Raw genomic sequence first — 25024 nt, forward strand, 5'->3', positions numbered from 1 at the left:
TTGAGCCGACCCGTGCGTTCCCGGCGTGTGACCAGGCCGTTGGTGCTGGTCGTGGTCTTGGCGGCGGTCGTGGCGGCGGCGTGGCGGTCGGGGGTGGTGGCGCCCCGGTTCGCGCTCGGCGAGCAGCCGTCGGTGTCGCATGGTTGGGATCCGCCACGGCAGACGATCACGATCCGCAATGACGGCTGGACCGAGATGACGCTGCTGGCGGTGGGCCGGGACGGGCCGGGGCTGCGGCTGGTCGGCACCGACGTGCGGTTGCCGTACCGGTTGGCGGCGGGCCGTTCGGTGAGCATCGAGCTGCGTTACGAGGTGACCGACTGCGGTGACGTGCCGATGGTGGCGTGGCCGGTGCCGGTGACCGCGGACGCGGCGACGGGGCCGTACCGGCGGTTTTTCTGGCTGCCGCCGGAGGAGGTCGGGTCGCAGTGGCCGTTGGACCAGCCGGGGGCGGTGCCGTGGCAACGCGCGATCTCGTGGGGTTCGTGTCACAGCATGTATGAGGTGCGGCCTGGCTGAACCGGTTCGGCCTGGGTGGTGCGGTCGGCGCCCCGGATCGCGATACTGCTGCGGTGGGAACCGACTGGGCCGACTGGCACCGCGACTATGCCGATCCGGGCTCGCCGCTGTCGCGGCGGCTGGCGCTGGTGCGCTCGCACATCGACTCGTGGCTGGACCGGCGGCCCGAGCCGCTGCTGCGGGTGGTAAGCGCCTGCGCCGGGCAGGGCCATGACCTGCTGGGGGTGCTGGCGGGGCGAGCCGACGCGGACCGGGTCCAGGCCCGGCTGATCGAGTACGACCCCCGCAACGCCGCTGCCGCACGGGCGGGCGCGGCGGGGTTGGCCGGGGTGGAGGTGCTGTGCGCCGACGCGGGCGGCTTCGGGTCGTACGCCGGGGCGGTGCCTGCGGACCTGGTGCTGATGGCCGGGGTGTTCGGCAATGTCAGCGACGATGACGTGCGGGCGACGGTGGCGGCGCTGCCGTCGCTGTGCGCGCCGGGCGCGACCGTGATCTGGACCCGTACCAGGCGCGCCCCGGACCTGACGCCGGTGATCGACGGCTGGTTCACCGCTGCCGGGTTCGTCCAGCGGGCTTTCCACGCCCCGGACGACGTCCTGTTCACGGTCGGGGTGCACGAGTTCACCGGGGCGCCGCGGCCGCTGCCCGCCGGCGGGACGATGTTCCGGTTCCGGTGAGCGTCGGCGGACGGCTCTAGGCTGTCGCGGTGACTTCAGCAGATGCGTCGCCGGTCGAACGGATCCGGCCGCCGGAGAACGGCACCGAACGTGACACCCTCGTGGGGCTGCTCGACTTCCTGCGCGCGACCGTGGTGCACAAGGTCTACGGGCTCAGCGACGAACAGGCGTTCGCCCGGCCGGTGGCCGCGTCGCAGCTGACGCCCGGCGGGCTGCTCAAACACCTGACCGCGGTGGAGCGGTACTGGTTCAGCATCGACTTCGCCGCCCTGGACGTCGCGTGGCCGTCGACCGAGCAGGATGGTTTCCCGATCGAGCCGGGCGACACCCTGGCCGGGATCGTCGCCGGGTACGTGGCCGAGTGCGAGCGGTCGCGGTCCGCGATCGCCGGTGCCGAGTTGGACGCCGCGGCCCGCGGTGAGGGTATGGCGTTCACACTGCGGTACGCGTTGGCGCACATGATCGAGGAGACGGCCCGTCACTGCGGGCATCTGGATCTGCTGCGCGAGAGCATCGACGGGCAGACCGGCCAGTAGCGTGGGCTTGGGTGGTACCCGGGGCAGGAGTCGAACCTGCACTGAACGCGATCTGAGCGCGTCGCCGCTGCCAGTTGGGCTACCCGGGCGGGTGGTCACGCCCTATCCCCATGGGGCGTGACCGGACATGCCACCGGCGCCGGTGGCATGTCGAGCACGGGTGACAGGATTCGAACCTGTAGCCGCCGGTTTTGGAGACCGGTGCTCTGGCCGTTGAGCTACACCCGCTGGAGAGTTCGGATAGACGAAACCGCCCTGACCCGGTCGGACCGGGCGGGCGGAGGGCCTGCCGTGACGTCGGCGCGTCAGTGGCGCCGGGCCGTCTTCGGTCCTTGCAGTCGGCGGTTGCGGTTGGCGTCACCGCTGCGTCCGGCACCGGGTAGGGCCGTCTCGCCGCGCGGCGTCTGCCATCGCGGTGCGAGCGGTACCTGGCGTGACATGTCTGTCTCCTGTGGCCGGTGGTGATCGGTTGCGGTCCCACCGTACGGCCGGGTCAGGTGGCCGGGCAAAGGATTTAACGCCGGTCACACCGACCAGCGGGCGCGCAGGACGCCGTCGGGGTCGGTCCCGACGGCTGCGAGCAGGGGTCGGGTTTGGTCGTCGTCGCAGTACAGCAGGGTTGCGGCGGTGGCGGTGGCGAGCAGTTCGCGTAGCCGTGTGTGGTCGGTGTCGGTGGTGAGGCTGCCGGTCAGGATGCCGTCGGGGGTTTGCCAGACGATGGTGAACAGGCTGTCGGGCAGGCCGTCGGCCACCGCGGCGGGGTCGCGCAGGTCGGGCCATACCGCCAGCCGGGCGCGGGGGGCGAGGCGGGTGCGCAGGTCGGGTAGGTCGGCGGCGGTGACGCGGTGCCAGCGGACGGCGTTGTGGACGTAGCCCTCCTCGATCAGGAGCCTGCCGTGCCGGGTGGCCAGGGCGGACAGTTCGGTCCAGAACGTGTCGTCGGCGGGGCGGCGCTGGCCGTCCTCGTCGTCGGGGGTGTGCCGGTAGGGCGAGTGCGGGATCTGTTCGACGAACAGGCCCAGCCGGTTCGTCTGGTCGACCGCGCGGTCGCAGCGGCGGTGGGCGGCGATGTACAGGTACTGGTCCCAGCCGACGTGAACGTGCAGCAGGTCGTCGTGTTCGAGGCGGCACCAGATGCCGTCTTCGCGCAGCATGGCCTGGACCAGCCGCTGGGCGCCGTCGATGGTGAGTTCGGCGCCGTCGTGGACGCCGCCGGGGAACAGCTCGCGCAGGTCTGGGGCGGCGGCCGGGCTGTCCAGGGTGTGCGGGGCGAGTTCGGGTTCGCGTACGGCGAGGCGGTCGACGCCGCTGTCGTGGGCGAACGCGGCGACGGCCGCCAGGTAGGCGGCCTCGACCGGGCCGTGGTCGCTGCTGGAGTCGAGCGGGCCCTGGTAGTGGCCGTGTTCGTCGCGGTCGGCGGGGTCGTATTTGGTGATCCGGTAGGCGTGGGCCGGGCCGAGGGTCATGCGGCGGGCAGCAGGTCGTGGCGGCGCAGCCAGGGCAGGATGTGGGCGGCGAGCTCGGTCGGGTGTTCCAGCTGCGGGACGTGCCCGGAGTCGAGTTCGACGTAGGTCCAGTGCGGCAGCCGGGCGGCGGTGGCGCGGGCCGAGGCGACGGGGACGAGCCGGTCGTGCAGGCCGTGGGCGAGCAGGACCGGCATGGTCAGCGACGCCATGGCGCGCCAGTAGGCGGTGGGGGCGGCCAGCAGCCGTAGCAGGGACCGGCTGGCGGCCAGGTACGCGGCCGAGCGGGGGCCGGGTGGGGGCAGTTGTGCGTCGAGGGCGACGGCGTCGGCGATGACCTGGTCGGGGATGCGGCCGGGGTCGGCGCAGGTGACGGCGAGGGTGTCCAGGACGCGGGTGCGGGCCGGGACGGTGGCCAGGCGGCGGCGCATGCTCCAGCTCGCGACACCGGGGATGAGGTTGATCAGGAACTGGCGGCGTACGGCGGGGTCGATGCGGGCGTCTTTGGCGATGGGGACGCTGGGGTCGACCAGGACGACGGCGCGGGCCAGGTCGGGGGTGTCGGCGGCGGTGAGGGTGGAGATCATGCCGCCCATGGAGTTGCCGATGAGCACCGCCGGGCCGCCGATGACGTCGGACAGGTAGTGGCGCAGCACGTGGGCGTTGGCGGTGACGGTGGTGGGCCGCCCGGCGGCGGGGGTGCGCCCGAAGCCGGGCAGGTCCAGGGCGTGTACGCGGGCGTACGGGGTCAGTTGCGCGGCCAGGCGGGTCCAGTTGAGGTGGGAGCCGCCCAGGCCGTGCACGAGCACGACCGGCGGGGCGTCGGCGGGGCCGCCGAAGTCGACGTGGTGCACGGGGCCGCCCAGGTCGGCGTACGCGCTTCGCATGGTCGGCTCCCGGTGTGTCGGCGCCGGTGTCGGCGCGGCCGCCTGGCAGCCTACGCCGCCTACAGCTCGTTGACGATCACGTCGAGTTGGCGTGGTTTCCCGGCGGCGACGGGTGGCTGTTCGACGGTGTACTTGAGGTCGCGGAGCGCGTCGGCCAGTTGTGCGGGGGTGCGCGGGGTGGCGGCGTCGAGCAGCAGGTCGCGTACGAGACGGCCTTTGGTGGCTTTGTTGAAGTGGCTGACGACCATGCGGCTGCCGTCGGGGCGTTCGTGCAGGACCCGGACGGTGGCGGTGCGGTCGGCGGTTTCGCCGCGCGGGGTCCAGGCGGGGGTGTAGGCCGAGGACCGCAGGTCGAGGATCAGTCCGGTGGCGGCGGTTTCGGTCATGGCCTGGGCCATGGGGGTTTTCCAGTGGGTGGTCAGGGTGCCGACGCCGGGCAGTTTGACGCCCATGGCGCAGCGGTAGGGCGGGATGCGGTCGTCGAGCCGGACCGCGCCCCACAGGCCGGAGAAGATGAGGATGGCGCGGTTGGCGCGGCGGCGGGTGGTGGTGGGCAGCCCGGCCAGGTCGAGGGCGTCGTAGAGGACGCCGGTGTACAGCGCGGCGGCGGGCATGGCCGCAGCGGTGGGCAGGGTGGCGTTGCGGGCGATCTCGGGCTGCAGGCCGGGGGTGAGGCCGAGGACCTGGGTGGCGGTGTCGAGGTCGCCGCGGCACAGGGTGGTCAGGGCGTCGAGCGCGGCGGCGCGGGCAGGGTGCAGCGCGGGCAGCGACAGGGTGGCCGGGTCGACCGGTTTGCCCTTGCCGGACGCGGCTTTGCCTTCCGACGGCGGCAGCAGGATCAGCACGCCGTCAACCCTAGTCGGCGGCGGGGCCGGGGTGCGGGTCGGCCAGCAGTTGGGCGGGCAGGGGCGTGCGGCTGTCCGGGCGGCGGCGTCGGGTGCGCCCGCGCCGTCCCCGGCTGAGAGCGATCCCGGTCAGCTCGTGATCAGCTTGCCGTCGACCTGCCGGAACGCGTCACCGACCAGCCCGGCCAGCGCATCGGCGTCCACCGCCGCCAGGCGCTTGACGTACAGGCAGGCACGACCGGTGGTGACCGGGCCGATCCGGGCCACGGCGTCGGCGTGCGCCTCGAAACCTTCGGCGACGTACACGGTCAGCGCGGTCTTGCGGGGGGAGAAACCGACCGCGGGCCACACCCCCTCCCGGCCGGTGGCGTAGCGGTAGCGGTACTGCCCGAACCCGACGATCGCCTCGCCCCACATTCGCGGCGCCGCGCCGGTGGCCGCCTCCATCAGCTCACACAGCGCCACCGCGTCGGCGCGGCGGCGCTCGTCGGGCACCGCGGCGAGGAACGCCGCCACGCTGGCGTCGGTCGGCACCGTCTTCGGATCGGCCATACGGCCCAGCATAGGCAGACCGGCGGGGTCAGCGCGCGAGTGCGGGTGCGAAGTACGCTCGCCTCATGACCACGCGGATCGCGTTGACGGCACTGGTGGGCCGGACCGGAGCGGTGCTACTGCGCATGCGCGACGAGCAGTCGGCGGTGCGCGCCAACCGGTGGAGCCTGCCCGGCGGAGCGGTCCGCCCGGCCGAGACCCCACTGCACGCGGCCAAACGCCACATCGCCGAACAGACCGGCCTGCCCGTCGACGCCGAACCGGTCGAGTTCTGGCACGGCTATCTGCCTGGCACCCGCGTGGACGTGTACTGCTTCGCCGCGCCGACCTCGGCGTGGACCCCCGACATCGTGCCGCAGGCCGGTGTCGTGGCCGAGTTCGTCCACGGCGAGGAGGTCCTCAGCGGCCGCGCATTCACGCCCGCGTCCGGGTTCGTGCTGGGCCGGTTCCTGGACTCCAACGAATACCTGCGGATGGCGGGCCGGTTCTACCCGGTCGACCCGACCTGAGCTGGTCGGGCACGTCGCAGCCGGTCGGCGGGATCATCACGTCACCGTGCGGTGTCGTGATCGGATCCCGTCGGGTGAATGAGTGATCGCGCAGAGTCGATGGACGCGCTACCGTAGCGGCCATGTCCCCTGACGCCCTCATGGTCGGCATCATCGGAGTCCTGCTCGGCGTGCTGCTCGGGCGCCGCTGGTTGAAGATGACGCAGGCGCGGGCCGGGTACAAGGGGGCCGTGGCCGGGGTGCCCAAGGCCAAGGCGGCGGTGAAGACGGCCCGCACCGCGTGGCTGCTGGCGACCCGGGCGGCGCTGCTGGCCGCGGTGCTGATGTTCGTGTACTTCCTGGCCACCACCACCGCGGTGTTCCAGTCCAACCACTGAGAGGCGCAGCCTGCTCAGCCGTTCAGGGTCGCGGTGATGGCCTCGGCGTACTGGCGGGCCTGGGCGTCGTCGGCGTACTTGGTGCGGGGCCAGAAGAAGCCGCGCAGTCCGTCGCCCTTGCGGCGGGGCACCACGTGGGTGTGCAGGTGCGGGACGCTCTGGCTGATGCGGTTGTTGAGCGCCACGAACGTGCCCTGCGCCTGCAGGCCGGTCTCGACCGCCCCGGCGATGCGCTGGACCAGCCGGAAGTACGGCCCGACGACGTCGGCGGCCAGGTCGTGCAGCGTCGGCACGTGCGGACGGGGCACGACCAGCACATGCCCGGGGAACACGGGTCGGGTGTCCAGGAACGCCACCGCCGCCTCGTCGGCGTGCACGACGAACGCCGGCCGGTCACCGGCGGCGATCTCGCAGAACAGACACCCCTCCATGGCAACGGTGAGCCTAGCCGCCCGGTGGCTACCATCGGGGACATGTCTGCCGCACCGATCGGAAAATTCGAGGCCGCCTGGCCCGCCGTGACCCGCTCCGACCTGGTGGCCGCGCCCGTCGCGGCCGCGCTCTCCGCGTGGACGGGGGTGGAGCCGGTCGAGTCGGTGCTGGTCGTCGACACCGACCCCGACCTGGCCGACACCGGCAACTTCGGCCAGGCGTACGCGGTGGAGCCGCACCTGTCGGCCAACTGTGTGGTGGTGGCCGCCAAGCGCGGCGAGACCGTGACCTACGCGGCGTGCATGGTGCTGGCCAGCACCCGCGCCGACGTCAACGGCCTGGCTCGCCGGCACCTCGGGGCGCGTAAGGCGTCGTTCGCGCCGATGGACGAGGCGGTGACGCTGACCGGGATGCAGTACGGCGGCATCACCCCGATCGGCCTGCCCGACAGCTGGCCGGTGTTGGTCGACGCGGCCGTGGCCGACACCCCGTACGTGGTGATCGGGTCGGGTAACCGGCGCGGGAAGCTGATCGTGCCGGGCAAGGTGCTGGCCGGGCTGCCCGGCGCCACCGTGTTGGAGGCGCTGGGCGTCTGAGGCGGCCCGGTCAGGGCAGCGCGGCGAGCAGGCCCAGGAACTCCAGCCGCTGCGCCGAGGTGAGCGCCTGGTAGATCGGGGCGTCACGGCGGTTCGTGTCGTCCTCGATCGCCTGGCGCTGCGGGCTGTCGGGGTCGAGGGCGCGCAGCTGGTCGAGGGTGAGTCCGGCCGCGGCCCAGGCGGCGCGGTGGGCGTCGGCGCGGTGGTGGCGCAGGGCGCCCAGCCGGGTGCACACGCGCAGGGCGTCGGTGGCCTCGGCCGGTTCGTAGACCGGGGTGAGGGTGGCGAACGCGGGGCCGCCGCTGGCCTGACCGGCTTCGAGCAGGACGGCGAGCAGTTCGGCCAGGCGCGGCAGCGCCGTGAGGCCCGGCATGGTGGGCAGGGTCGTCTGCGCCCAGTGTTCCTGCGCCGACTCGGCGAGCACCCGCTGGAACTCCAGGGTCAGGTCGCGGCCGGTGTCGGTCAGGTGCCAGGCGCCGTCGGCGTCCCGCACGGCGATGCCCTGTTCCAGTTCGGTGGTCATGTCACCGCCGTTGTAGGTGGTGGCGGCGGCGAACCCGGCGGCGTCCATGGGCCGGGCGAGCAGTCCGAAGTAGAAACTGACCGCGAACCCCGGATTCCTGCCGGTGCGTTCGACCAGGGCGCGCACCTGCGGTATGGAGGCGCGGCGCATGGAGGAGTAGACGCGGTCGACGGCGGGACGGACGGTCGCGGCGTACTGCGTCGCCGGATCCTGCATGGTTTTCTCCCCGTGATGGTGGCGCGGCATCGGGCCGGCGGGTCACGCTAACGCCGTTCGGGGTCTTGCGCCACTCGGGTGGTCAGGACGATGACGTCCAGCACGCGGTGCCAGTCGAGCTCGGTCATGGACCGGCCGGGGTGAACGGCGGCGACGGCGGCCATCGCGGCGACGACCCGGTCGCGTACGGCGGGTTCGGGCTGGCCGGTGCGGGCGGCCAGCAGTGCGGTCTCGGCGCCGAAGCGGGGTTGGCGGGTGAACGCGGGCAGGGTGGCGGGCAGTTCGGGCGGCACGGGGGCGGCGTCGTCGGCCAGTTCCACGCGCAGCCGTCCGCCGAGGGCGCGGGCCAGCGCGGACAGGGCCGCCAGGGTGGGGTTGCCGCGTCCGTTCTCGAGGTTGGCGATGTAGGGAACGGACAGTCCGGCGTCGGCGGCCACGGCCGCGATGGTGCGTCCGGCGGCGGTCCGGCGGGCTTTGAGCACCTGACCCCACTCACCTGTTTCCATGAGAACATATCTTGCCACATTGTGTTCTGTGAGGATAGCTTGCCAAACCATGGGGATTCTTCGCGACAGCCGCGACTTCCGGCTGCTGTGGGCGGGCGCCGCGGTGTCGCAACTGGGTACGTACCTGCTGGTCATCGCCGTGCCCGCACACCTGTACGCGAGCACCGGGTCGGCGTTGGCGCCCGGGTTCGCGCTGGCCGTGCAGGGCCTGCCCGCGGTGCTGCTCGGCCCGTGGGCCGGGCTGCTCGCCGACCGGTACAGCCGCCGCACGCTGCTGGCGGTCGGCAACGTCGTCGCCGCGGCCGGGGTGCTGCTGATGGCGGCCGGAACCACGTGGGTGTACGCCGGACTGCTGGTCGAAAGCATCGCGGCCGTGCTGCTCGCCCCCGCCGCGCGGGCGCTGATCCCGGCGGTGGCCGCCGACCGGCTGGTCGAGGCGAACTCCGTCAACGCGTTCACCTTCGGGGCGGCCCGGCTGGCCGGACCACCACTGGGCACCCTGCTCTACGCCCAGACCGGCCTCGGCACCATCGTCACCGTCGACGCGGCCACCTATCTGCTCGCGGCGCTCGCGGCGGTGGCCCTGTCCCGGCGGCCCGTCGCGGCCACCCCGCGGGCCGGGGAGCCGGTCGGCAGCGCCCTGGCCGCCGGGCTGCGCTACGTCACGGCGACCCCGATCCTGCGTGGGCTGCTGGCGACCAGTTGGGCGTTCTGGATGCTCAACGCGGCGCTGAGCGCACTGCTGGTGCCGTACCTGGTGCGGCTGCTGCACCGGCCCGGCCCGGACCTGGGCTGGCTCATCGGCGGGCTGGGCGCGGGCTACCTGGCCGGGGCGGCACTCAGCCGCAAGGTGGCGCACCTGCCGACCCGCACGGTCCTGGTCACCGCGTACACGGCCGTCGCCGCGGCGTTCCTGGTGCTGTTCAACGCCCCGAACCTGGTCGTCGCCGCGCTCGCCGCGGCCGCCGCCGGTGTCCCGGGCGCGGTCGCCGGGGTGACCGTGCAGACCGCGCTGCCCCGGCACACCCCGGACCGGGTCCTGGGCCGGGTCAGTGCCGCGTTCTACGCCGGCGACGCCGTCGCGCTGGTCACCGGCGCGCTGCTGGCCACGGCGGTGGCCGGGGCCGGGCTGGCGCTGGTGCTCAACCTGCTCAGCCTCGCCGTGGCGGCGGTCGCGGCCGCCGGACTGTGGCTGCTGCCCGCGGCGCCCGTCACACCCGCGAGTGTCGCGTAGTGCACGCCACAGCCAAACTGTCGGCTGCCTCGCAGCGCCGCAGGCCCCGACCGGTCCACCATTGACACATGTCATCCCCAGCCGAGCAGCTGCTCACCGAACCGCTCGTGGTCGCACGCGCGGCGACCTTCGCTGTCGTGCTGCTCGTGCTGTACGTCGGGCACCAGGTCGGCGACCATGTGGCCCAGACCGACCACCAGGCCGAGGGCAAGGCCGAGGCCGGCGGGCGCGGTTGGCGGGCCATGGCCGGGCACCTGTTCGGCTACCACCTGACCCTGCTGGTGCTGCTGCTGGGCACCACCACCCTGCTCGGTCTGCCGCTGTCGTGGACCGGACTGGGCGCCGGGCTCGGTTTCTCGCTGGCCACGCACGGACTGCTGGACCGGCGCTGGCCGGTGCGGGCGATCCTGCGCGCCACCGGCTCGCCCCGCTTCGCCGAACTGACCACCCCCGTCAGCGGCATGTACGCCGCCGACCAGGCCCTGCACCTGGCCGCACTGCTGATCTCCGCGCTGCTGATCGTCGGCCTGTGACCCGGCCGGTACCGTGACCGGCATGCCCGACACGGTGGTCCCCGACTGGGACGCGGCGCTGAGCTGGATCGACACCGCACTGGCGGCGGGCGGGCGGCATCGGACCGGGCCCGTCGCGCAGACCCGGGTGCGGCCCTGGTCACTGCTGGCCCGGGTACCCGTCGACGGCACCGAGCTGTGGTTCAAAGCCAACGGCCCCTGCTCGACGTACGAGGCCGCGCTCATGGCGGCGCTGGCCCGCTGGGCACCGGGCCGGGTGCTCGAACCGATCGCGGTCGAGCCGGAGCGCGGCTGGTCGCTGCTGCCCGACGGCGGCACGACGCTGCGCCGGGCCGCCCCGGACGACCCCGGGCACTGGGCGCCGATGCTGACCCGCCACGCCGAGCTGCAACGCGACCTCACCGGCCACACCGGGCGGATGCTGGCGCTGGGCGTGCCGGACATGCGTCCCGAGCGGTTGCCGGGGCACCTGGCCGCGCTGCTGGACGATCCGCTCGTGCGCGCGACCATGCCCGCGGCGCGGCTGGCCGCGCTGCGGGCGCGGCAACCGCTGTTCGCCGAGGCGTGCGCCCGGCTCGGTGACAGCCCGGTCCCGGCGTCGGTGCAGCACGACGACCTGTACGACGGCAACGTGCTGGTCGGCGACGGCTGGCGGTTCTTCGACTGGGGCGACGCGTCGGTCGGCCACCCGTTCGGGGTGCTGCTGGTCGCGCTGCGGGTGGCCGCCGACCGGTACGGCCTGCCACCGGGCGACCCGGTGCTGCGGCGGTTGCGCGACGCGTACCTGCAGCCGTGGACCGGCCACGCCGACCCGGCCCGGCTGCGTCAGGACGTGACATCGGCGCTGGCCGGGGCGAAGGTCAGCCGGGCGGTGTCGTGGCGGCGTTCGCTCGACGGTGTCGACGACGCGGCGCTGGCCGAGTACGGCGGTGAGGTCGCCGACTGGCTGGGGCTGCTGCTCGAACCGGACCTGGTGTGAGCTACCCGGCCCGGCGCAGCTGCGCCAGCAGCGCCGTCGCCGACGGGGCGCGGCCCAGGACGTCACGCAGCACCTGACCGCAGCCACGCGACAGGCCCCACCGGTAGACGTGTGCGCTGACCCAGCCGTACCAGCCGGGATCACCGCCGGTCCAGTCACCGCGTACGGCGCGGACCGCCGCGCGCAGGTCGGCGGCGATGATCGGTCCGAGCGCATAGTTGACCATGTAGCCGGGTTCCTGGACGAGCTGGCCCCGCATCGCCCACCAGGACAGCTCCGGATGCGCCACGACACCCAGGTAGGTCGAGGTCAGCTCAGCCCACACGTCGTTGGGGCGCCGGGTGGGGTCGGCGTGCAGCCGGATCTCCAGCAGCGCCCAGCACACGTCGAGCATGACGTCGGCGTAGCGGTCGCGCAGCGACACCGGCTCGGGCACCTCGCCGCCCAGCCAGCGGCGCTGCCACGCCGGTTCGGCCGTGTCCAGCGCGGTCAGCTCCGCGACGGCCTCGGTGAACGCGTCGCTGTCGGGCCAGTCGGCGTACGCGGGGCGGGTGTCGATCGCGGCGACGTGCAGGGCGTGCCCGGTTTCGTGCACCAGTTCGGTCAACTCCCCCAGCCCGCCCGCGGTGTAGGTGCCCAGCACCCACGGCTGGGCGCGGCGGCCGGGCCGGGGCCGGGAACCGAACGTCGTGTAGGCGACCGGGACCGGTGGCCGGTCGGGCCTGGGTGCGGTGTCGTAGCGAACGTCGAGGGCGGCCGGGTCGGCACCGAGCGCGGCGTGGTAGGCGTCGGACAGCGGCCGCAGCCGCCCGACCGGGGTGGCCTCACGCAGCACGCGGGCGGTGGTGCCGTGGACGTACCACCAGTCCCAGGGTTCGATCGGGTCGCGGGCGGCGCTGACCTGCCGCCACGTGTCGAGGACGGCGACCAGGTCCGGTTCGACCGACGCCGGGTCCAGGCCGAGCGCGGTCGCGTTGGCGGCGACCGGGCCGCCGCCGGCCCACCGGCGGGCGCTGTCCGGCAGCATCCGCCGGTACGGGCTGTCGTCGCCGTCGCCGTCGATCGCGGCCCATACCGGCCGCAGCGCCAGGAACAGGTCCCGGCGCGTGTGCGGGTCGGGTTCCCGGCCGAGCAGTCCGAGCACCGCGAGCCGGGTCAGCCGCTGCCCACCGACGTGCACGGCGCCCTGCTCACGCGCGTACGCCCGCTCGATCTCGGCCAGGTCCTCACCGCCGCCGCCCGACGCGGGCCCGGCCCACGCCAGCATCGCGGCCACCGCCGGGTCGTCGGTGCCGCCGAGCGCGACCAGGTCCGCCCGGACCCGGTCGCGGGCCTGGGCCGCGCGCGCGGTCAGGTCCGGGTCGCCGGGGCCGAGGGCGGCGGCGAGCTCGGCCCGGTCGTCGAGCTCGCGGGCGTGCAGGTACGCGGCTTCGAGGGCGGTGCGGGCGGCGGGCATGGCCGAGACGATAGATGATCCGCTGGGCGGACTCCGGCCGTCCCGGATGGCGGTACAGTGCGGCCGTGGCAGCCCAGACGAATTCCCTCGCGCTGCGGGCCCGCCTGGCGGCCTGGCGGTACGCGTTCCTCACCACCAACCCGCCGGAGCAGGGTGTCGTCGACGGCGTCACCCGCTGGCTGGTCGTCACCCGAGCCGGGGTGCTGCCGATGACACTGACCTCGGGGATCCTGGCGGTGCTGCTGGCCGTGATCGCCGATGTGCGCGTCGACTGGCTCAACGTGACCCTGGCCGTGGTCGGCATCGTGGTCGCGCACCTGGCCAACAACCTGATGAACGACCTGGCCGACACGGCCGTCGGCAACGACACCGAGAACTATCCGCGCACCCTGTACGCCCCGCATCCGATCCTGGCCGGGCTGGTCACCAGGAAGCAGCTCGTCGTCGGCATCCTGCTGTGTCAGGTGCTGGACCTGGCCATCATGGTCACGCTGGTGGTGCGGCAGGACTGGTGGATCGTCGCGTTCGCCCTGGGTGGGCTGTTCCTGTCGTGGGCGTACACCGCGCCGCCGCTGCGGCTGAAGAAGATCGGCCTCGGTGAGCTGGACGTGCTGCTGACCTGGGGCCCGCTGATGGTCGGCGGGGTGTACTACGCCGGTACGGGCACGCTGCCGTGGCAGGTCCTGGCCGCCGCGACCGTGTACGCGCTGCTGCCCACGACGGTGCTGATGGCCAAGCACATCGACAAGCTGCCGTATGACGGCCCGGCGGGCACCAGGACGTTCCCGGTGCTGATCGGCGAACCCGCCGCCAAGCGGCTCACCCAGGCCATGATGATCGCGTTCTACGTCGGGGTGGCGGTGCTGGTCGCGGTCCGGGCGCTGCCGTGGACCGCGCTGCTGGTGCTGCTCGCGGTACCGATGCTGGTGAAGGTGGTGGCCGCGTTCAACCGGCCGGTGCCTGCCGAGCCGCCCGCCGACAACCCGGTATGGCCGCTGTGGTGGGCGCCGATCGCGTTCCTGCACACCCGCCGCGCCGGCGGCCTGCTCCTGCTCGGCCTGCTCGCCTGGGCCGGGTACAGCTGGGTGCGCTGACGCGCGGGGTCGACCGCCCGCCCGCGGATGAGGGCATACACGCCGGCCCTGCCGGATCCTGTTGACTACTGCAGCCACCAGGGGTCGCGCGGCACCTCACCGGGCGCGGGCCACGGATTCGTCGGCGGGACGCCGCCGCCCCAGATCCACAGGGCCGGGAACAGCGACGCCATGGCCACCAGCGCGACGGGGCCGCCGAGCTCGTCCAGCTGGCAGATGATGATCGTGATCCCCGCGAGGGCCGGCACCAGCCAGCGCCAGGTCCAGCCGCGGTCGGTGACGGCGGGGAACTCGTACAGCGTCGTGAACAGCGGGTTGAGCCCCCGACCCGCCGCGGTGGCGGGCCACAGCCGCCCGAATCCGGGCACGTCCACCACGAACATCGACTTCAGGCCGGGGCAGCGGCGCACGGTGGCCTCCCGCGGCGCCGAGCCCACCCGCAGGAACCACGGCTCGTAGACGACGCGCTGGTAGTAGACGTCGCCATCGGTGTCGTGCACCCGCAGGTACCCGCTGTACACGCCGACCCGGGTCGGCGTGCACACCATCGCGCGGACGGTGAGCCGGCGCGGTGCCGCCAGCACGGACAGCGCGCAGCGCAGCAGCCGGATCAGCCAGAACCACAGCAGAGGCACGCCGAAGAGCAGGTAGCCGACGATCGGCACCCACTTGCCGTCGCTGGGCGGCGGCTGCTCGCCGAGCTGCCACAGCAGCCGGCCGGTGAAGCCCGCGAGGGCGACGACGGAGATCACCGCGAGTTCGGCGCCGGGTCCGAACCGTGACTGCCGCTCCATGGCTGCCCACCGTAGCGACCAATGTCAATGGTTGAGGCCGGGACGGGTTTCGGGCGTTCCGGTCAACCCGTGCGCAGCTGCGCGTTGAGCCGTGCGGCCTGTCGCGTGAGGTGGTCGCGTTCGGGGAGGTTGGGCGCCGATCGGGCGGCCTCGGCGTAGAGCCGTGCCGCGGTGACCGGGTCACCGTCACGCTCGTGCAGGTACGCCGCGGCCGCGGTGTGGCGGGGCAGCGCGGGGTCGAGCAGCGCCAACGCGGCCAGACCGGCCCGCGGGCCGTCGGCCTCGCCGACGGCGACAGCCCGGTTGAGACGGGCCACCGGGCTGTCGGTGAGGCGCACCAGTTCGTCGTACCACTCGACGATCTGCACCCAGTCGGTCTCCTCGGCCGCCTGGGCGTCGGCGTGCAGCGCCGCGATGGCGGCCTGGGCCTGGAACTCGCCCAGCCGGTCGCGGGCGAGGGCCGCCTGGAGCACGTCGACGCCCTCGGCTATCAGCCGGGTGTTCCACCGGCCGCGGTCCTGCTCGGCGAGGGGCACGAGCCTGCCGTCGGAGCTCATCCGGGCCGGGCGCCGGGCGTGGTGCAGCAGCATGAGCGCGAGCAGCCCCGCGGCCTCCTCGTGGTTGGTCTTGGCCGCCAGTTGGCGGGTGAGCCGGATCGCCTCGGCGGCGAGGTCGACGTCGCCGGAGTAGCCCTCGTTGAAGACCAGGTAGAGCACGCGCAGCACCGTGGCGACGTCCCCGGGCTGGTTGAAGCGGACGCCCGAGACGGTCCGCTTGGCCCTGCTGATGCGCTGCGCCATGGTCGCCTCCGGCACGAGGTAGGCCAAGGCGATCTGACGCGTGGTCAGGCCGCCGACCGCGCGCAGCGTGAGCGCGACGGCCGAGGCCGGGGTCAGGGACGGGTGCGCGCACAGGAAGTAGAGCCGCAGCGTGTCGTCCACCGCCTCGACCGGGCCGGGCATGGGCTCGACCTCGACGCGTATCTCACGGTGTCGCCGGGAAGCGTCGGCGCGGGCGACGTCGAGGAACTTCCGCCAGGCCACGGTGACCAGCCAGCCTTTGGGGTCGCGCGGCGGGTCGTCCGGCCACCCGCGTACGGCCTCGAGCAGTGCGTCCTGGACGGCGTCCTCGGCCGCCGCGAAGTCGGCTCCGCGGCGGACGAGGACTCCGATCACCGCGGGCACCAGCTCCCGCAGCAGCGACTCGTTCACTCGGTCACCGTGGGCGCCTCGGACAGGAACGGGCGCACCTCGAGCCACTCGTGGATCGGCTTGCCACCCGCACCCGGCGCCGCGGACAGCTCGCCGGCCAGCTCGAGCGCCCGCTCGTAGGTGTCGACGTCGATCACCATCCAGCCGGCGATCAGGTCCTTGGTCTCCGCGAATGGGCCGTCCGTGACCGGCGGCCGCCCCTCGCCGTCGTAGCGGACGAACGTCCCCTGCGGCGACAGTGCCTGGCCGTCGACGAACTCACCGGTGCCCTCGAGCCGAGCGGCGAAGTCCCGCATGTACTGCATGTGGGCCGCGACCTCCTCCGGCGCCCACTGGTCCATCGGCACGTCGTTGACCGCCGCCGGCGCGCCCCGGTAGTGCTTGAGCAGCAGGTACTTGGCCATCATGTTCCTCCTTGGTGCGGTACGACCCATTGTGGCCGTGTTCACCACCGGGGACGGAGCCGCACGTGGTTTCTCGACATGCCGCCGCGACGTTTTCCGGGCGGATTTTCACCCGAACGGTCGCGCCGGGCCGTCAGCTGAGCTGCTCGGCCAACGCGACGATGATCCCCTCGGGGCCGCGGAGGTAGCAGAGCCGGTAGCTGTCCCCGTACCGTGCCACTTCGCCGAGCAGTTCGGCGCCGTGGGCGCCGCGCAGGCGGGCGAGGACGTCGTCGATGTCGTCGACGGCGAACATGACCCGGTGCAGGCCGACGGTGTTGGGCGGCGGGCTCTTCGGCTCGGCGCCGATCGCCTCGGGGTTGCGGTACTTCGCCAGCTCCAGCTTCCCGTGCCCGTCCGGGGTCCGCATCATCGCGATGTCGCAGCGGATGCCGTCGAGTCCGACGGTGCGGTCCGCCCAGCCGCCCTCGATCCGCGCCCTGCCTTCGACCTCCATGCCGAGTTCCACGAAGAACGCGATCGCGGCCTCGAGGTCGTCGACGACGATGCCGACGTTGTCCATCCGCTGAATCGTCACGGTGGTGCTCCTTCTTCGTCGCGTGGCCTGTCGTGCCACTGATATACCCGGGACGGAGCCGGCGCCGCATTCTCGACACCCCGAAACGCGCGGAAAAGCGTTTGCGCGGATGCGGCGTCGTCGTGAGACTGCCTGCCGTGGCAGAACCAGCATGGAAGCTCTTCGACCGGGTCGCCGACGAGTACGACCAGGTGGCCCCGTTCTTCGCCGAGTTCGGCACCGCCATCATGGAGGTGCTTGATCCTCCCGCCGGGTGCCGGTTCCTGGACCTGGGTTCCGGGCGGGGTGCGCTGACCGCACCGGCCCTGGCGCGGGGCTGTGTCGTGACGGCCGTCGACGCGTCACCGGCGATGGTCAAGCGGTTGACCGCGGCCTACCCGGCAGTGACGGCGCACGTGATGGATGTGCAGGCGCTTGCGCTGCCGGAGGGAGGTTTCGATCTCGTCGGCTCCTCGTTCGTCATCCACGTCCTGGACGACCCGGCCGCCGGAGTCGCCGAGGCGTACCGCGTGCTGGCCCCGGGTGGGCGTTTCGCGTTCACCGGAGGCAGCGCCCGTACCGGCGGCGGAGGTGGCGCACCGTCGGTCGCCGACGAGACTTCGCTCGGCAGCCGCCTGAACGGCCTGTTCGGGCGGTTCGCGGCCTACCTGGACCCGGACGCGGGCATGGGTCGGCCGGTCGACGCCGCCGACCTGCTGGAGGAGGCGGGCTTCGTGGATCTGCGCGAGGACAGTGCGCAGGTCGCGATCACGTTCCGGGACGGCGAGATGCTGTGGCAGTGGGCGATGAGCCACGGCTACCGGGCGTTCATCGAGGCCCTGCCCGACGACCGGCGGCAGGAGTTCTACCGCGGGGTGCTGGAGCTTGCCGAAGACGACCGGGTCCTGCGGCGGACCACGGGTGTCTGGTCGGGCCGCAAACCCGGCTGAGGCCCGCCTCGGATGTGCGCAGGGCCGCGCCCGTCAACCGGACGGGCGCGGCCCTGTGTCGGCCGTACGGGTCAGGACGCGGCGCGCAGGGCGTGCCGGAAGTCCTTGTTGAGCTGGGCGATGGCCTGCAGCGGGATGCCCTTCGGGCAGACCGAGGTGCACTCGCCGGTGTTGGTGCAGCCACCGAACCCGGCCTCGTCGTGCGCGTGCATCATGTCGATGACGCGGGTGTCGCGCTCGGGCTGGCCCTGCGGCAGCAGACCCAGGTGGGTGATCTTCGCGGCGGTGAACAGCATGCCCGAGCCGTTGGGGCACGCGGCCACGCAGGCGCCGCAGCCGATGCAGGTCGCGGCCTCGAACGCGGCGTCGGCGTCGGCCTTGGGCACCGGGGCGGCGTGCGCGTCGGGGGCCGAGCCGGTCGGCGCGGAGATGTACCCGCCCGCCTGGATGATCTTGTCGAACGCGCGGCGGTCGACGACCAGGTCCTTCACGACCGGGAACGCCTTGGCCCGCCACGGCTCGATGTCGATCGTCTCGCCGTCCTTGAAATGCCGCATGTGCAGCTGGCAGGTGGTGGTCGCCTTCTCCGGCCCGTGCGGCACACCGTTGATCACGAGGCTGCACATGCCGCAGATGCCCTCACGGCAGTCGTGGTCGAAGGCGACCGGGTCCTCGCCGTCGAGGGTCAGCCGCTCGTTGAGCACGTCGAGCATCTCCAGGAACGACATGTCCGGGGAGACGTTCTGCAGCTGGTAGGTGACCATGGCGCCCTTTTCCTGGGCGTCGGCCTGCCGCCAGATGCGCAGCTTCAGGCTCATCGACTTCTGGGTCACTTGTAGCTCCGCTGACTCGGGTGTACGTACTCGAAGGTCAGGTCCTCCTTGTGGAGGACCGGGCTGTCGCCGGTGAACTCCCACGCGGCGACGTAGCTGAACCGCTCGTCGTCGCGCTGGGCCTCGCCGTCGGCGTCCTGGCTCTCGGCCCGGAAGTGCCCGCCGCACGACTCCTCGCGGTGCAGCGCGTCGATGCACATCAGCTCGGCCAGCTCGAAGAAGTCGGCCACCCGGCCGGCGCGCTCCAGCGACTGGTTGAGGCCCTCGCCGTCGCCGGGGACCTTCACCCGCTGCCAGAACTCGGCCTTCAGCTCACGGATCTCGCTGATCGCCTTGCGCAGCCCGGCGTCGGTGCGCTCCATGCCGCAGTATTCCCACATGATGCGGCCCAGCTCGCGGTGGAACGAGTCGACGGTGCGGTCGCCGTTGATCGACAGCAGTTTCTCGATGCGCTCCTCGACCTGCTTGCGGGCCTCGGCCACCTGCGAGTTCTCGCCGTCCAGCTTCGGAAACGGGCCCGCGGCCAGGTAGTCGCCGATGGTGTTGGGCAGCACGAAGTAGCCGTCGGCCAGTCCCTGCATCAGCGCCGAGGCGCCCAGCCGGTTGGCGCCGTGGTCGGAGAAGTTCGCCTCGCCGATCACGAACAGGCCCGGGATGGTCGACTGCAGGTCGTAGTCGACCCACAGCCCGCCCATCGTGTAGTGCACCGCCGGGTAGATGCGCATCGGCGTGGTGTACGGGTCCTCGCCGGTGATGCGCTGGTACATCTCGAACAGGTTGCCGTACTTGGCCTCGACCGCGTCACGCCCGAGGCGGTTGATCGCGGCGGCGAAGTCCAGGTACACGCCCAGGCCGCCGGGGCCGACGCCACGGCCCTCGTCGCAGACGTTCTTGGCCGCGCGCGAGGCGATGTCACGGGGCACCAGGTTGCCGAACGCCGGGTAGATGCGCTCCAGGTAGTAGTCGCGCTCGTCCTCGGGGATGTCGGCCGGGACCCGGGCGTCGCCCTTGGCCTTGGGCACCCACACCCGGCCGTCGTTGCGCAGCGACTCCGACATCAGGGTGAGCTTGCTCTGGTGGTCGCCGGAGACCGGGATACACGTCGGGTGGATCTGCGTGTAGCACGGGTTGGCGAACAGCGCGCCCTTGCGGTGCGCCCGCCACGACGCGGTGACGTTGCAGCCCTTGGCGTTGGTGGACAGGAAGAACACGTTGCCGTAGCCGCCGGAGGCGAGCACGACCGCGTCGGCGAACTCGGTGCTGATCTCACCGGTGACCAGGTCGCGTACGACGATGCCGCGGGCGCGGCCGTCGACGATGATCAGCTCCAGCATCTCGTGCCGGTCGTGCATCTGCACAGTCCCGGCCGCGATCTGGCGCTCCAGGGCCTGGTACGCGCCCAGCAGCAGCTGCTGGCCCGTTTGACCCCGGGCGTAGAAGGTCCGCGACACCTGGGCGCCGCCGAAGGAGCGGGTGTCGAGCAGGCCGCCGTACTCGCGGGCGAACGGGACGCCCTGGGCCACGCACTGGTCGATGATCTGCACCGAGATCTGCGCCAGGCGGTGTACGTTGGACTCGCGGCTGCGGAAGTCGCCGCCCTTGACGGTGTCGTAGAACAGCCGGTGGACGCTGTCGCCGTCGTTGCGGTAGTTCTTGGCCGCGTTGATGCCGCCCTGGGCCGCGATCGAGTGGGCGCGACGCGGGGAGTCCTGGTAGCAGTACGACTTGACCTGGTAGCCGAGCTCGCCCAGGGTCGCCGCGGCCGAGCCGCCGGCCAGGCCGGTGCCGACCACGATGACGGTGAGCTTGCGTTTGTTGGCCGGGTTGACCAGCTTGGCGCCGAAGCGGCGCTGCTCCCAGCGGGTCTCGATCGGGCCCTCGGGCGCCTTGGTGTCGGCGACCGGGTCGCCGAGGGTGTAGTAGTCCGACATGGTCACTTCACCAGCCCTGTGAGTACGGCGAACGGGACGGAGAGGAACCCGGCGACGATCACCGCGGCCACGGCCAGCGCGACGCCCTTGAGGGCCTTCTCGCGGCGGTCGTTGCTGACACCCAGGGTCTGCAGCGCGCTCCAGATGCCGTGCCGCAGGTGGAAGCCGAGGGTGAGCACGGCCAGGGCGTAGAACGCGGTGACATACCAGCGGTCGGGGGCGAAGTCGGCGGTGACCGCCGCGTGGGCCTTGCTGGTGTCGGCGACCGGGTTGATGGTGCGGGTGGTCAGGTCGAGGATGTGGTAGACCACGAACAGCACGATGATCACACCGCCCCAGCGCATGGTGCGCGCGGCGTAGGAGCCCTGGACGGGCTTGCGGTGGGCGTACTTGACCGGCCGGGCCTTCTTGGCGCGGATCGTCAGCACCGTCGCGGCCCAGATGTGGGCGACGATGGCGACCAGCAGGCCGACGCGCTGGATCCACAGGAACGCCGAGTACGGCAGCATCGGCTCGCCGATCTCGCGCAGCCAGTGCGCGTACGAGTCGAACGTCTGCGCGCCAAAGAAGATCTTGAGGTTGCCGATCATGTGCGCGAGGAGGAAGAGCACCAGGAGTGCTCCCGAAACCGCCATGATCACCTTCTGGCCGACCGTGGACCGCAGAAGTCCAGGTCGGGCGAGGGTCTGATTCGCTACTGCCACGTCTCGCAGGCTAGGACGCTGTGGATCAGGCGTCCAATGCATGACACGGGCCCAGTCGATAGCCGTACGCCATACTGAAACAGCTTCAATTGATCTTTCAGCGTGCATTCAGGGTCCCCAGATGCCGCTTCGCCGCCGCAACGCGTCACCGGCCTGTGAGGCACACCTCAGCAGGTGGGAAAACTCACTGTCCCTGCGAGCGCCAGTACTGCCGCTTGCCCTCGTCCCGCACCACCACGCCCAACCTGGCCAGTTCGGCCCGGAACTCGTCGCGGTCGCGGTCCTCACCCCGGTCGACGGCCCGCTGCCGGGCCCGCAGCAACGCACCGGCGGGACCGGTCAGGTCCGGGTCGCCGTCCACCCAGCGCCGGTAGTGCGCCGCGTGCGGATCGCCGGGCAGCCACCGGTAGCCGTGCCGTTCGAACGCCGCCCGAACCCGCTCGACGTCCAGGTCGCACTCCTGCCGGTCCAGTTCGGCACCATCGGCACCGAGCAGGACCAGGTGCTTGAGGTCGATGAACACGCCGCGTACCGCCGGTCGCCCGAACCGGGCCCGTTCGACCCCGCCCCGACGCAGCGCCACGGCATCGTCGTCGATGACCAGGACCAGCACCTCCAGGGTCGCCAGCAGCGCCACGCCCAGACCGAGCAGCGCGCCGACGCCGACCGCGGCGAGGGTGCCGTACGGCTCGCGGATCGAGGCGACCAGCCGGAACGGGCCCTGCAGCGGCGCCCAGGCCAGGCCCGCCACCCAACCGGCCACCGCCCGCAGCAGCCAGCCAACTCCGGCGCCGGCCAGCGGAAACCCCGCCCACACGAACGCCCACGCGATGCCGTCATAGGTGACCCGGGTCTGCTGCCGCACGGGCGCCATCCTAGACAGCGGCAGCCGGCGGCGGTTGCCGCGGCCATCGTCGGGGCTCCGACGATGGCCCTACGCTATGGGTGTGCAGTTGCAGCAGCTCAAGTACTTTGTCGCGGTCGCCGAGACGCGCCACTTCACCCAGGCCGCCGAGCAGGCCGGGGTGACCCAGCCGTCGCTGAGCAAGCAGATCCACGTGCTGGAGACCGAACTGGGCGCGCCGCTGTTCACCCGCTCGCGTGGCAACATCACGCTGACCCCGGCCGGGGAGGCGCTGCTGCCCCGGGCCAGGCGCATCCTCGCCGACGTCGAGACCGCCCGCCTGGAGGTGCAGGAACTCATCGGCGTACGCCGAGGGCGGCTGCGGCTGGGCGCCACCCCGAGTCTGTGCACCAGCCTGGTCGCGCCGGTGCTGCGCCGCTACCAGGAGGGCTACCCGGGGGTACGGCTGCTGCTGGAGGAGGGCGGCTCGCAGGACCTGGTCGGCAAACTCGCCCGCGGCGGCCTGGACCTGGCCCTGATCGTGCTGCCCGACCAGGGCACCGATCCGGCGCTGCGGGCCGAGCCGATCCTGCGCGAGAGCCTGGTCGTCGCGTCGGCCATCACCCTGCCCGCGCCGACCGAGTCGCCGGTGCTCACGCTGCCGGAGCTGGAGCACCAGCCGCTGGTGATGTTCCGTCCCGGCTACGACCTGCGCGACACGACCCTGGAGGCGTGCCGCCGGGCCGGGTTCGATCCGTCGTTCGCGATCGAGGGCGGCGAGATGGACGCCGTGCTCGGGTTCGTCGAGGCCGGGCTCGGGGTCGCGCTCGTACCGTCGATGGTGCTGTCGGGCCGGACCCGGCTGCGGTCCACTCCCCTGGCCCCACCGGGGGTGCAGCGCACCATCGCGCTGGCGCACCGTCGCGACGTCACCCCCACCCACGCCGCGCGGGCGATGCGGGAGGTGCTGCTGGCATACCTGCACGAGGAGTCGGCGTGGAGCCGCCTGCCGACCGGGGTGGAGCCGATCTAGGCGCGGGCGGCCAGTTTCCGCCACGCGGCCATGCCGTCGGGCACCCACTCCCACCGCGCCAGCCGCGCGTCGAGCTCGTCGCGGGTGAGGAACGCGTGCCAGGCGACCTCCTCGACCTGCGGATCGACCGGTCCGGGCACGGTCACCCGGTAGACCGCCGACCACCACGCGTGCTCGGATGTCTCGTACAGGAACTTGAACAGGTACTCCGGCCGCGGCAGGTCGACCACGCCCAACTCCTCGCCCGCCTCGCGGCGCGCGGCTTCGTCGTAGGACTCCCCCGCACCGACCACACCGCCGACGAACATGTCGTAGCAGGACGGGAAGACCAGCTTCTGCGCGGTGCGCCGGTGTACGAAGATCCGCCCGTCGGCGTCGGTGGCCAGGATGAACACGCACCGGTGGATGAGCCTGCGCGCGTACGCGTCGGCGCGGCGGGCCTGGCCCACCACCTGGTCGTGCTCGTCGACGATGTCGAGGATCTCGTCCGCCGACCGCGGCTGCTCGGTCATGGCGTCCATCCAAGCAGCCGCGGTCGGGCCGAGGCCGCTCAGCCCCGCAGGACCTGGCGCAGCACCGCCGCGAACGGTTCGGCCAGGCCGAACCCGCCGTGGTACCGCTGGACGGGCGGTGAGCGGCCTGGCCCGGGTCGCGGCGATCGCCGGTGGCTTCTCGTTCGCGCTGGCGGTAAGGCCACGGTCCGGGCCTGCGAGCGCGGTGCCCGGACCGGTCAGCGCGGCCAGTCGGCGAACGCGGCCCGCACGGCCGCGCACGCCTGCGGACTCAGGCCGTACAGGTGCTGCCAGACGGAGTCGTCGAGGCGGTCCAGGCGGCGCATCGCGGCGGCGAAGTCGTCGCCGGTCAGCGTCGGGTCGGCCCGCTGCGCCAGTTCGATGAGTTGTTGCCGGTCGTAGCGGCGCTGCGCCCCGGCCACGTCGACGTAGTCGCGGGGCTCGGCGCGGGCCGCGAGCGCGGCGACCTTGCCGCCGAGTACGTCGTCCAGGTGCAGCACCGGCCCGACGTCCATGACGACCGGGCCGCGTTCGCGGTCGAAGCGGGCCAGGGTCAGCCGCATCACCGCCGCGCCCCGGGTCACCTCGAATTCGACCAGCTCGTCGTCGAGCCCGTCGAACACCTCGCCCAGGTCGTCGCCGTAGGTGGTGACGTGCAGTCCGGCGTCGGCCAGCGCGGCGGCGACCAGGGCCCCGGCGGCACGGACCCCGCCGTCGACGTCGGTGAACAGGTCGACGTCCTCGGTGCCGCGGTGGACGATGCCGTACAGGTTGAGGGCGTGCCCGCCGCCGAGGGCGAACCCGTGGGCGCGTGCCACCGACAGGGCGATGCGGGCGACGTCGTGCTGCAGCGCCTGCGCGCCGCCGGTCACGACGCGGGAACCTGGGTGCGCAGTTGCGGGTGGCGTTCCTCCCAGGCGCGGCGGATGCCGCGGGGCAGGAACAGGTCGGGCCACAGCCGGACCAGGGTCGGCCCGTGCAGCCAGGTGCGCAGTTCCGCGCCGGTGCGGGCCTCGCGCAGCACGGTCTCGTACAACCAGGTCAGCAGGTGCGTGTCGGCGAGGTCGACGCCACGGTCGGGCTGCCAGAACAGCCGGTGCGGCAGCTCGACCACGCCGCCGGTCGGGCCGCGCAGCTCGTCGAGGTCGGACACGACGACAGCACGACGACCCGGCCGCGCCTGCTGCGGCGCGGCCGCGGCGCGTCGGTCGCGGCGGTCCACACTGCGAAGCGTAGCGGGTCTGCCGCGTACGGGACATGACGTACGCCCCCACGGGTACGGTCGCGCAGGTCACCGCATGAGTGCACCCGGGCCGCG

31 protein-coding genes and 2 tRNA genes are annotated in these 25024 nt (G+C 72.8%); 12 read left to right on the forward strand and 21 right to left on the reverse strand.

What is annotated here, in order from left to right; translation table 11 throughout:
- Positions 1-27 precede the first annotated feature (27 nt).
- Genes KUA19_RS13135 through KUA19_RS13145 form a run of 3 tightly spaced genes read left to right on the forward strand, consistent with a single transcriptional unit; the run spans position 28 to position 1732 of the window.
- Entirely contained in the window at positions 28-519 is a 492-nt protein-coding gene (locus tag KUA19_RS13135; protein ID WP_217396239.1) for a hypothetical protein, read from the forward strand.
- Between the two features lie 53 nt (positions 520-572).
- Positions 573-1196 carry an SAM-dependent methyltransferase gene (locus KUA19_RS13140; RefSeq protein ID WP_217396240.1) on the forward strand — a complete coding sequence of 208 codons (624 nt, stop codon included), beginning with the start codon at positions 573-575 and terminating at the stop codon, positions 1194-1196.
- A 29-nt stretch (positions 1197-1225) separates the two neighbouring features.
- A complete protein-coding gene (locus KUA19_RS13145; protein WP_217396241.1) occupies positions 1226-1732 on the forward strand; it encodes a DinB family protein in 507 nt (168 codons plus the stop codon).
- Between the two features lie 12 nt (positions 1733-1744).
- On the opposite strand, the gene KUA19_RS13150 is transcribed toward KUA19_RS13145, so the two are convergent.
- From KUA19_RS13150 to KUA19_RS13175, 6 genes are all read right to left on the reverse strand, one after another.
- Positions 1745-1821 (reverse strand) — tRNA-Leu (locus tag KUA19_RS13150).
- Positions 1822-1887: 66 nt separating this feature from the next.
- Positions 1888-1960 (reverse strand) — tRNA-Trp (locus KUA19_RS13155).
- Positions 1961-2256: 296 nt separating this feature from the next.
- Positions 2257-3198: a hypothetical protein gene (locus KUA19_RS13160; protein ID WP_217396242.1), complete on the reverse strand. Its 942-nt coding sequence runs from the start codon at positions 3196-3198 to the stop codon at positions 2257-2259.
- A complete protein-coding gene (locus tag KUA19_RS13165) occupies positions 3195-4082 on the reverse strand; it encodes an alpha/beta fold hydrolase (RefSeq protein WP_217396243.1) in 888 nt (295 codons plus the stop codon). Before KUA19_RS13165 ends, KUA19_RS13160 begins: the two co-directional genes overlap by 4 nt.
- A 59-nt stretch (positions 4083-4141) precedes the next feature.
- Complete coding sequence (gene yaaA / locus KUA19_RS13170) at positions 4142-4927, reverse strand: peroxide stress protein YaaA (protein WP_217396244.1); 786 nt, start codon at positions 4925-4927, stop codon at positions 4142-4144.
- Between the two features lie 129 nt (positions 4928-5056).
- Positions 5057-5479: a DUF1801 domain-containing protein gene (locus tag KUA19_RS13175; protein WP_217396245.1), complete on the reverse strand. Its 423-nt coding sequence runs from the start codon at positions 5477-5479 to the stop codon at positions 5057-5059.
- Between the two features lie 65 nt (positions 5480-5544).
- Here KUA19_RS13175 and KUA19_RS13180 point away from each other — a divergent pair, with 65 nt between their 5' ends.
- Together KUA19_RS13180 and KUA19_RS13185 are read left to right on the forward strand one after the other, a co-directional pair.
- The gene (locus KUA19_RS13180; protein WP_217396246.1) at positions 5545-5988 is read left to right on the forward strand and encodes an NUDIX domain-containing protein; all 444 of its coding nucleotides are present in this window, start codon (positions 5545-5547) and stop codon (positions 5986-5988) included.
- A 122-nt stretch (positions 5989-6110) separates the two neighbouring features.
- Entirely contained in the window at positions 6111-6365 is a 255-nt protein-coding gene (locus tag KUA19_RS13185; protein ID WP_217396247.1) for a hypothetical protein, read from the forward strand.
- 14 nt (positions 6366-6379) lie between these two features.
- Here the strand turns inward: KUA19_RS13185 and KUA19_RS13190 are convergent, their stop codons facing one another.
- Positions 6380-6796, reverse strand: a complete 417-nt coding sequence (locus KUA19_RS13190; RefSeq protein WP_217396248.1) for an HIT family protein — start codon at positions 6794-6796, stop codon at positions 6380-6382.
- Between the two features lie 42 nt (positions 6797-6838).
- On the opposite strand from KUA19_RS13190, the gene KUA19_RS13195 reads away from it, so the two are divergent.
- The gene (locus KUA19_RS13195) at positions 6839-7393 is read left to right on the forward strand and encodes a YbaK/EbsC family protein (protein WP_217396249.1); all 555 of its coding nucleotides are present in this window, start codon (positions 6839-6841) and stop codon (positions 7391-7393) included.
- Between the two features lie 10 nt (positions 7394-7403).
- Here the strand turns inward: KUA19_RS13195 and KUA19_RS13200 are convergent, their stop codons facing one another.
- Together KUA19_RS13200 and KUA19_RS43905 are read right to left on the reverse strand one after the other, a co-directional pair.
- A complete protein-coding gene (locus KUA19_RS13200) occupies positions 7404-8132 on the reverse strand; it encodes a hypothetical protein (RefSeq protein WP_217396250.1) in 729 nt (242 codons plus the stop codon).
- 47 nt (positions 8133-8179) lie between these two features.
- Positions 8180-8638 carry a helix-turn-helix domain-containing protein gene (locus KUA19_RS43905; protein ID WP_217396251.1) on the reverse strand — a complete coding sequence of 153 codons (459 nt, stop codon included), beginning with the start codon at positions 8636-8638 and terminating at the stop codon, positions 8180-8182.
- Positions 8639-8687: 49 nt separating this feature from the next.
- Here KUA19_RS43905 and KUA19_RS13210 point away from each other — a divergent pair, with 49 nt between their 5' ends.
- The 3 genes from KUA19_RS13210 (at position 8688) to KUA19_RS13220 (ending at position 11384) form a co-directional block, all read left to right on the forward strand.
- The gene (locus KUA19_RS13210) at positions 8688-9872 is read left to right on the forward strand and encodes an MFS transporter (RefSeq protein WP_217396252.1); all 1185 of its coding nucleotides are present in this window, start codon (positions 8688-8690) and stop codon (positions 9870-9872) included.
- 68 nt (positions 9873-9940) lie between these two features.
- On the forward strand, positions 9941-10405 hold the full coding sequence (locus KUA19_RS13215) for a DUF3307 domain-containing protein (protein ID WP_217396253.1): 465 nt from the start codon (positions 9941-9943) through the stop codon (positions 10403-10405).
- A 22-nt stretch (positions 10406-10427) separates the two neighbouring features.
- Positions 10428-11384: a phosphotransferase gene (locus KUA19_RS13220; protein ID WP_217396254.1), complete on the forward strand. Its 957-nt coding sequence runs from the start codon at positions 10428-10430 to the stop codon at positions 11382-11384.
- Between the two features lies 1 nt (position 11385).
- On the opposite strand, the gene KUA19_RS13225 is transcribed toward KUA19_RS13220, so the two are convergent.
- On the reverse strand, positions 11386-12840 hold the full coding sequence (locus KUA19_RS13225; protein ID WP_217396255.1) for a gluzincin family metallopeptidase: 1455 nt from the start codon (positions 12838-12840) through the stop codon (positions 11386-11388).
- Between the two features lie 65 nt (positions 12841-12905).
- Here KUA19_RS13225 and KUA19_RS13230 point away from each other — a divergent pair, with 65 nt between their 5' ends.
- Positions 12906-13934 carry a prenyltransferase gene (locus tag KUA19_RS13230; RefSeq protein WP_217396256.1) on the forward strand — a complete coding sequence of 343 codons (1029 nt, stop codon included), beginning with the start codon at positions 12906-12908 and terminating at the stop codon, positions 13932-13934.
- 65 nt (positions 13935-13999) lie between these two features.
- Here KUA19_RS13230 and KUA19_RS13235 read toward each other — a convergent pair whose 3' ends face one another.
- The 4 genes from KUA19_RS13235 to KUA19_RS13250 all read right to left on the reverse strand — a co-directional run bounded on the left by KUA19_RS13235 (position 14000) and on the right by KUA19_RS13250 (position 16920).
- Positions 14000-14728, reverse strand: a complete 729-nt coding sequence (locus KUA19_RS13235; RefSeq protein WP_217396257.1) for a hypothetical protein — start codon at positions 14726-14728, stop codon at positions 14000-14002.
- A gap of 62 nt (positions 14729-14790) precedes the next feature.
- Complete coding sequence (locus KUA19_RS13240; RefSeq protein ID WP_217396258.1) at positions 14791-15939, reverse strand: RNA polymerase sigma factor; 1149 nt, start codon at positions 15937-15939, stop codon at positions 14791-14793.
- Positions 15936-16343, reverse strand: coding sequence for a YciI family protein (locus tag KUA19_RS13245; RefSeq protein WP_217396349.1), 408 nt, complete (start codon positions 16341-16343; stop codon positions 15936-15938). The genes KUA19_RS13240 and KUA19_RS13245 overlap by 4 nt, the downstream gene beginning before the upstream one ends.
- 133 nt (positions 16344-16476) lie before the next feature.
- Positions 16477-16920, reverse strand: coding sequence for a VOC family protein (locus KUA19_RS13250; protein ID WP_308167426.1), 444 nt, complete (start codon positions 16918-16920; stop codon positions 16477-16479).
- A gap of 137 nt (positions 16921-17057) precedes the next feature.
- Here KUA19_RS13250 and KUA19_RS13255 point away from each other — a divergent pair, with 137 nt between their 5' ends.
- Positions 17058-17849 carry a class I SAM-dependent methyltransferase gene (locus KUA19_RS13255; protein ID WP_217396259.1) on the forward strand — a complete coding sequence of 264 codons (792 nt, stop codon included), beginning with the start codon at positions 17058-17060 and terminating at the stop codon, positions 17847-17849.
- Positions 17850-17920: 71 nt separating this feature from the next.
- Here KUA19_RS13255 and KUA19_RS13260 read toward each other — a convergent pair whose 3' ends face one another.
- From KUA19_RS13260 to KUA19_RS13275, 4 genes are all read right to left on the reverse strand, one after another.
- Positions 17921-18667 (reverse strand): succinate dehydrogenase/fumarate reductase iron-sulfur subunit, encoded by a 747-nt coding sequence (locus KUA19_RS13260; RefSeq protein ID WP_217396351.1) that lies wholly within the window; start codon positions 18665-18667, stop codon positions 17921-17923.
- 11 nt (positions 18668-18678) lie between these two features.
- Positions 18679-20613 (reverse strand): fumarate reductase/succinate dehydrogenase flavoprotein subunit, encoded by a 1935-nt coding sequence (locus KUA19_RS13265; RefSeq protein WP_217396260.1) that lies wholly within the window; start codon positions 20611-20613, stop codon positions 18679-18681.
- Positions 20614-20615: 2 nt separating this feature from the next.
- Positions 20616-21317 (reverse strand): succinate dehydrogenase cytochrome b subunit, encoded by a 702-nt coding sequence (locus KUA19_RS13270; RefSeq protein WP_372451792.1) that lies wholly within the window; start codon positions 21315-21317, stop codon positions 20616-20618.
- Positions 21318-21501: 184 nt separating this feature from the next.
- A complete protein-coding gene (locus tag KUA19_RS13275; protein WP_254549200.1) occupies positions 21502-22182 on the reverse strand; it encodes a YqeB family protein in 681 nt (226 codons plus the stop codon).
- Positions 22183-22258: 76 nt separating this feature from the next.
- Here KUA19_RS13275 and KUA19_RS13280 point away from each other — a divergent pair, with 76 nt between their 5' ends.
- Positions 22259-23194, forward strand: coding sequence for a LysR family transcriptional regulator (locus KUA19_RS13280; RefSeq protein WP_217396263.1), 936 nt, complete (start codon positions 22259-22261; stop codon positions 23192-23194).
- Here the strand turns inward: KUA19_RS13280 and KUA19_RS13285 are convergent.
- The 3 genes from KUA19_RS13285 to KUA19_RS13295 form a co-directional block, all read right to left on the reverse strand.
- Positions 23191-23706: an NUDIX hydrolase gene (locus tag KUA19_RS13285; RefSeq protein ID WP_217396264.1), complete on the reverse strand. Its 516-nt coding sequence runs from the start codon at positions 23704-23706 to the stop codon at positions 23191-23193. The genes KUA19_RS13280 and KUA19_RS13285 overlap by 4 nt on opposite strands.
- A gap of 218 nt (positions 23707-23924) precedes the next feature.
- The gene (locus KUA19_RS13290) at positions 23925-24578 is read right to left on the reverse strand and encodes a nucleotidyl transferase AbiEii/AbiGii toxin family protein (RefSeq protein ID WP_308167427.1); all 654 of its coding nucleotides are present in this window, start codon (positions 24576-24578) and stop codon (positions 23925-23927) included.
- The gene (locus KUA19_RS13295) at positions 24575-24928 is read right to left on the reverse strand and encodes a hypothetical protein (RefSeq protein WP_217396265.1); all 354 of its coding nucleotides are present in this window, start codon (positions 24926-24928) and stop codon (positions 24575-24577) included. The genes KUA19_RS13290 and KUA19_RS13295 overlap by 4 nt, the downstream gene beginning before the upstream one ends.
- Between the last annotated feature and the right edge of the window lie 96 nt (positions 24929-25024).

The sequence above is a fragment of the Catellatospora tritici genome, from assembly GCF_019083965.1.
GTDB lineage: Bacteria > Actinomycetota > Actinomycetes > Mycobacteriales > Micromonosporaceae > Catellatospora > Catellatospora tritici.